Genomic DNA, 6,152 nt, shown 5'->3' with positions numbered 1-6,152 from the left:
GCGTCGAGGGCGCTGAAGGGCTCGTCCATGAGCAGGATCGCGGGATCGTGGATCAGGGCCCGGCAGATGGCGACGCGCTGGCGCATGCCCCCCGACAACTGGGACGGCTTGTGGTTCTCGAAGCCTCCCAGACCCACCATGGCCAGGAGCTCGCGCGCGCGCTCACGATAGGGCGCGAGCGGCAACTTGAGGATCCGGATCGGAAACAGCACGTTCTCAAGCGTGGACTTCCAGGGCAGGAGGGTTGCGTCCTGGAAGATGATGCCGATGTCGCGACGCGGCCGGACCACGCGGCTCCCGTCGAGCTCGATCATGCCGCTCGTCGGCGTCTCGAGCCCGGCGATCATCATGAGGAGCGTGCTCTTCCCGCAACCGCTCGGGCCGAGCAGCGAGACGAACTCGCCGCGCCCGATCTCGAGGCTCGCAGAAGCGACCGCCCGAACAGGCCCCTGGCGGCCGCCATAAACCTTTTCGACCTGCGCGATCCGCAGGAGCGGCGCCGCAGGGGCGGGCGGGACCAACGGCACGTTCGCGCCGCGGAGGTTGGGTTGCGCCGCCATCAGATCAGGTACTTCCGGTAGGGCACCGCCTGGGCCTCCGCCGCCGCGAGGTCCTTGCCCTCGAGCTTGACCGAACCAGCGAACCGGTTCGTGAACAGGGCGGCGGGATCGGGCCGTACCGCCTTGTCGCCCGCCCCGTAGCGCACGACGACGTCGGTCATTGTCGCCACCTTGGCCGGGTCGGCGTAGCCGAAGCCCTTCTCCTTCACCTCGGGCACGAGGTTGGTCAGGTTGGTGAGCCCGAGGCCGATCCGTGCATAGGCCTTGCCGGTCGAGCTGATCGCAACCTCGCTGTTGGCCTTGAGGAACAGAGCCACCGCCTCGTCGAAGTCCGTCATGGTGAACCGGATCGCCTCCATGGCGCCGGCCACGAAGGCTTCCGTCAGGCCGGGATCCTTCTCGATCCGGGCGGGCTGGGTGATCAGGGACTGGCCGTAGAAGTCGAGGCCCGCCTCCCGGAACAGCATGAAGCGTAGCTCCGTGCCGAGGGGGACGAGGGAGGGCAGCGTGCTCGTCGCGAAGGACGAGACCGCGTCGACCTGCTTCTCGACGAGCGACCGCTCGCGGACCTTGCCGTCGATCTGAACGAGGTCGACCTTCTTCAGGTCGAACCCCGCCTTCTCGGCATAGAGCGGCAGGAACGGGTATTCCCCGGACGTGACGCTCGCGCCGAGCTTGCGGCCCTCGAGGTCCTTCGGGGACTTGATCGGCGAGGCGGCCAGCACCGCGATGCCCATCAGCGCGTCGTAATTGATCTGCCCGATGCAGGTGATCGGCAGGTTGCGCGAGGCCTGGATGATCGCCGTCGGCGTCGCGGCCATCCCGAAATCGAAGGTCCCGGCCGCGACCGCCTGGGCCGCCGCGCCGGATCCAGAGCCGCGCGCGACGCTGACGTCGAGCCCGTGCTTCTTCCAGAAGCCCTTGTCGCGAGCGACCGTGGCGAAGAGGTTCGGGCCCTCCGGGATCCAGGACGTCGTGAAGGTGACCTTCGTCGCCTGCGCCAGGGCCGGGCGGGGGAAACCACCGAGAGAAGCGGCACCGGCCGCCGCGCCGATACCTGCCAGAACCCGCCGTCTCGTCAGCATTCCACCCTCCCGGCTCTCTCCGCGATGGCCCGCATCATGGCATGTCAGTTCTTGAATCGCATGCATAATCGGATGCCATCGGCGCCTAAATGCATGCCATCTCGCCAAACTGTGTGCCAGATTTTTGTTCTTGCATGCCAATCGGTGCAGGGTATCTGTTAGTCCCCGGATGGAGAGCCTGACCATGCGAGCCTTCGAGGCGCGGAACGCTCATTTCGACGCGCTGGTGAACACGCCCGACCTGCGCTGGCTCGGGCAGAACACCAACCATGCGCAAAGCCACCCGGCGGTGCGGGAGGCGATGGAGCGGTGCATTCGGGACGAGGGATTCCACGTCTACGCGCCGCCCGCGGGCTTCGAGGCGCTGCGGGCGGGAATCGTGGCCGATTTCGGCCTCGAGGGGCAGTCCGCCCTCGTCTCGGACGGGGCCGTCGCCTCGCTCTATCACGTCTGCCACACGCTGCTCGCGCCGGGCGACGAGTTCGTCACGACCGACCCGACCTGGAACTGGCCGATGGCCTTCGCCCGCTCGGTCGGCGCCACGGTGCGGCAGATCCCGATCTACGGCCCCGAGCACGGCTACCGCCTCGACCCCGCCCGGCTCGAGGCCGCGATGGGACCGCGGACCAAGGTCGTCTACCTCGTCGACCCGAACAATCCCCTCGGCACGGCCTGCACGGCCGAGGAGATCGCCGCGATCGTGGAGATCGTCCGCAAGGCCGGGGCCTACCTCATCCACGACTGCACCTACCGGCACTTCGCGCACGCGCATCATCTCGCGGCCAAGCTCGATCCGGAGCGCACGCTCACGATCTACAGCTTCTCGAAGTGGCTCGGCCTCGCGGGTCTCCGGGTCGGCGCGGTGATCGCGCATCCCGACATGGCCGAGCGCCTGGCCGCGGCCCCGCCGAACAACCTGGGCTCCAGCATCCTCGCCCAGCGCGCCGCCATGGCGGGGCTCGCGATCAAGGACGAGTGGTTTCCAGCCGTGCTCGCCGAGCAGCGGGGCAACCAGACGCTGATCAAGGAGGCCTGCGACCGCATCCCGGGCCTCGTCATGCCGGTCTATCCCTCGAACGGGAACTTCGTCGTGCTCGAGACCGGCGGCCTCGGCATCAGCCCTGAGGCGCTCGTCGCCGCCTACCAGGAGCGCCGGATCATGATCCGGCAGGGCTCCTACCACACGCCGAATTTCGGCGACCGGTTCGTGAAGGTCTCGGTCTCGGTGCCGCGCGCCTGGGTCGAGGAATTCGTCGACCTCCTGCCGGCGATGATCGAGCGGGCCCGCGGCATGAACGCGGACGTCAAGCTCTTCTGAAGACCGGCCCCGGCTCACGATACGATCACGAGGACGACACGACCATGGATCTCCACCTCCAGGGCAAGACTGTCCTGATCACCGGCGCTTCGCAGGGCATCGGCGAGGGCCTCGCCCATGCTTTCGCGGCCGAAGGCTGCCCGCTTCACCTGACGGCGCGGTCGGCCGACAAGCTCGACGCGCTCAAGCGCGCGATCGAGGCGGAGCACCGGGTCGCGGTCGGCGTCACGGCGATCGACATGACGCAGGACGGCGCCTGCGAGCGGATCGTCGCGGAGGCGGGCGACGTCGACATCCTGATCAACAATGCCGGGGTGATCCCGAGCGGCTCGCTCTTCGACGTCGACGCGCGGAAATGGCGCGAGGGCTGGGCCCTCAAGGGCTTCGGCTACGCCGACATGATCCGGCTCGTCTATCCGCGCATGAAGGCGCGCGGCGGCGGCGTGATCCTCAACAACATCGGCAATGGCGGCGAGGTCTGCGACCCGAACTACATCGAGGGCGCTGCCGGCAACGCATCGATCATGGCGATGACCCGGGCGCTCGGCGGACGGAGCCTCGACGACAACATCCGGGTCGTCGGCGTCAATCCGGGACCCGTCGACACCTCGCGCATCTACACCATGCTGCGCAAGTTCGCCGAGAACGAGCTCGGCGACGCGGCGCGCTACGAGGAGCTGCTGGTGCGCTATCCCCTGAAGCGGCCGGCCAAGGTGCACGAGATCACCGACCTCTTCCTGTTCCTCGCCTCGTTCCGCTCCGGCTACACCTCCGGCACCGTCTTTACCGTGGATGGCGGCATCGCCTCCCGCCGCACCGTCGTCTGAGAGGAGCCCCATGCCCAAGGCGAGCGCGAGCGACGGCGTCCAGCTCTACTTCGAGGAGGCGGGGCGCGGGACGCCCATCGTCTTCGTTCACGAATTCGGCGGCAACCACTGGAGCTGGGAGCCGCAGATGAACTTCTTCTCGCGCCGGCACCGCTGCGTGACCTTCGCGGCACGCGGCTTCCCGCCCTCCGACATCCCGGATTCCGTCGATGCCTACTCACAGGCGATCGCGGCCGACGACATCATCGCGGTCATGGACGCGGCGGGCATCGAGACCGCGCATCTCGTCGGCCTGTCGATGGGGGGCTTCGCCGTCCTGCATGCCGGCCTGCGCCATCCCGGCCGAGTGCGCTCGATCACCGCCGCCGGCGCCGGCTACGGCGCCGAGAAGGCGCACGAGGACTACTTCAAGGGCATCTCGGAGCAGGTCGCGACCAATTTCGAGACGAAGGGTGCGCCGGCCTTCTCCAAGATCTACGCCGAGGGCGCCTCGCGGGTGCAGTTCCAGGACAAGGACCCGCGCGGCTGGCAGGTCTTCGCCGATCGCCTCGGACAGCATGACAGCCGGGGGGCGGCCAACACGATGCGCGGCGTGCAGATGCGGCGCCCCTCGCTCTACGACCTGGAGGACGAGTTCCGCGCGATGGCCGCGCCACTGCTGGTCGTGGTTGGAGACGAGGACGACCATTGCCTGCAGCCTGGCTTCTTCCTCAAGCGGACGGTGCCGGCCTCGGGCCTCGCGGTCCTGCCGAAGACCGGCCACACCCTGAACCTCGAGGAGCCGATGCTCTTCAACCAGATCCTGGCAGAGTTCCTAGCCCAGGTGGAGAGCGGCCGCTGGGGCCCGCGCGACCCACGTGCCAACCCGGCCGAAATCATGCGGACGCGCTGAACATGGCGCGCCCGTCCGATCACGTCGACGGTGCCCGCCTCTGGCGGCGCCTGATGGAGCTGAGTCAGTTCGGCGCCCACCCGGATGGCGGCGTCGACCGCCAGACCCTGACCGAGATCGAGATCGCCGCCCGCGCCCATCTGGTGGCGCTCGGCCGCTCGCTCGGGCTCGAACCGTACACGGATGCGGCCGCGAACCTTTTCCTGCGGTATTCTGGCCGGCAGTCGGATCGCTCCCCCGTCATGGCCGGCTCGCACATCGATTCCCAGCCGACGGGCGGCCGCTTCGACGGGGCTTTCGGGGTGATGGCCGCCTTCGAGGCCGTCGAGGCGATGCTGGCTGCAGGCTTGGTGCCGGAACGCGCGATCGAGATCGTCGCCTTCACGAACGAGGAGGGCTGCCGGTTTTCCCCCGGCATGACCGGCTCGGATCTCTTCACGGGGTCACGGACGCTGGCGGAGGCCGCGACGATCCGCGACGCATCGGGGATCACGCAGGGCGATGCCCTAACGGCAGTGCTCGCTGCCGACAGGGACGTGCCGCAGCGCCCGTTCCGGCGTCCGATCGCGGCCTTCGTCGAGCCTCATATCGAGCAGGGCCCGATCTTGGAGCGTGAGGGCATTCCGATCGGCATTGTGACCGGAATTCAGGGCACCCGCCGCTACCGCGTGCGCGTCACCGGCGAGGCCGCGCATGCCGGTACGGCCGAGCGCCACGAGCGGCGTGACGCCGTAATGGCCGCGGTGCGGATGATCGCCGCCATCGACCGGGCCGCTTCCGATCCCGCCGACACCAAGCTCACCGTCGGGATGATCGAGGTGACGCCGAATGCCCCCTCCGTCGTTCCCGCGGAGGTGCTGTTCTCCATCGACCTGCGCCACCCGGACAATGCCGTGGTCGACCGGCTCGATGCCGCGATCCGCGCCATCATCGAAGGTGAGCGGGGACCTTGCGCCGCGTCCGTGCGGCAGATCCAGCACAATCCGTCACTCACGTTTTCGCCCATCGTACGGGGGGCCATCGCAAGGGCGGCCGGCAACCTCGGCCTTGCGCATCGCGACATCCTCTCGGCCGCCGGTCATGACGCCCGGCAACTGCATTACGTGTGTCCGACCGGCATGATTTTCGTGCCATGTCGCGACGGGGTCAGCCACAATCCGGCGGAGTGGGCGGAGCCGGACGATCTCACGGCCGGAGCACGGGTGCTGACCGACGTTTTGTGGCAGTTGGCGAATCGGGATGAGAGCTGACTAGCGGCAGGACACCTTAAGGCTGCTGCTGGTACCGGCCCGGGTGAACGACACGTCGCGGTCGCGGCGGCGCTCGACGAGCCTCACGATCTCAGCCTGCTCGTCGAACGTGCGGCGGCTGTCATACGCTTTCCGATTGATTGCTTCGCAAAGCGGAAATCGGCTTCGCTCAGGCGCCGCGCGGGCTGGTGATACTGTTTCCGGACGTGATCGTCCGGAA

At 68.3% G+C, this 6,152-nt stretch carries 6 protein-coding genes; 4 read left to right on the top strand and 2 right to left on the bottom strand.

The features are described 5' to 3' along the window. Both A5481_RS16455 and A5481_RS16450 read right to left on the bottom strand, forming a co-directional pair. A partial coding sequence (locus A5481_RS16455; RefSeq protein ID WP_156655631.1) for an ABC transporter ATP-binding protein occupies positions 1–560 on the bottom strand: 560 nt, incomplete at its 3' end. Continuing rightward, positions 560–1,645, bottom strand: a complete 1,086-nt coding sequence (locus A5481_RS16450; protein WP_048437258.1) for an ABC transporter substrate-binding protein — start codon at positions 1,643–1,645, stop codon at positions 560–562. The genes A5481_RS16455 and A5481_RS16450, both read right to left, overlap by 1 nt. 169 nt (positions 1,646–1,814) lie before the next feature. On the opposite strand from A5481_RS16450, the gene A5481_RS16445 reads away from it, so the two are divergent. From A5481_RS16445 to A5481_RS16430, 4 genes are read left to right on the top strand one after another with little or no spacing between them, the layout of a single operon-like run. After that, positions 1,815–2,963 carry a pyridoxal phosphate-dependent aminotransferase gene (locus A5481_RS16445; RefSeq protein ID WP_280818908.1) on the top strand — a complete coding sequence of 383 codons (1,149 nt, stop codon included), beginning with the start codon at positions 1,815–1,817 and terminating at the stop codon, positions 2,961–2,963. A 44-nt stretch (positions 2,964–3,007) separates the two neighbouring features. Further along, positions 3,008–3,790: an SDR family oxidoreductase gene (locus A5481_RS16440; protein WP_048437260.1), complete on the top strand. Its 783-nt coding sequence runs from the start codon at positions 3,008–3,010 to the stop codon at positions 3,788–3,790. 10 nt (positions 3,791–3,800) lie between these two features. Beyond that, positions 3,801–4,682, top strand: a complete 882-nt coding sequence (locus A5481_RS16435; RefSeq protein ID WP_064504053.1) for an alpha/beta fold hydrolase — start codon at positions 3,801–3,803, stop codon at positions 4,680–4,682. Positions 4,683–4,684: 2 nt separating this feature from the next. Next, positions 4,685–5,932 (top strand): M20 family metallo-hydrolase, encoded by a 1,248-nt coding sequence (locus A5481_RS16430; RefSeq protein WP_048436537.1) that lies wholly within the window; start codon positions 4,685–4,687, stop codon positions 5,930–5,932. Positions 5,933–6,152 lie beyond the last annotated feature (220 nt).

This window comes from Methylobacterium platani (assembly GCF_001653715.1).
Classification (GTDB): domain Bacteria; phylum Pseudomonadota; class Alphaproteobacteria; order Rhizobiales; family Beijerinckiaceae; genus Methylobacterium; species Methylobacterium platani.
Note: the sequence above shows the minus strand (reverse complement) of the source record. Positions and strands in the feature narration are given on the sequence as shown.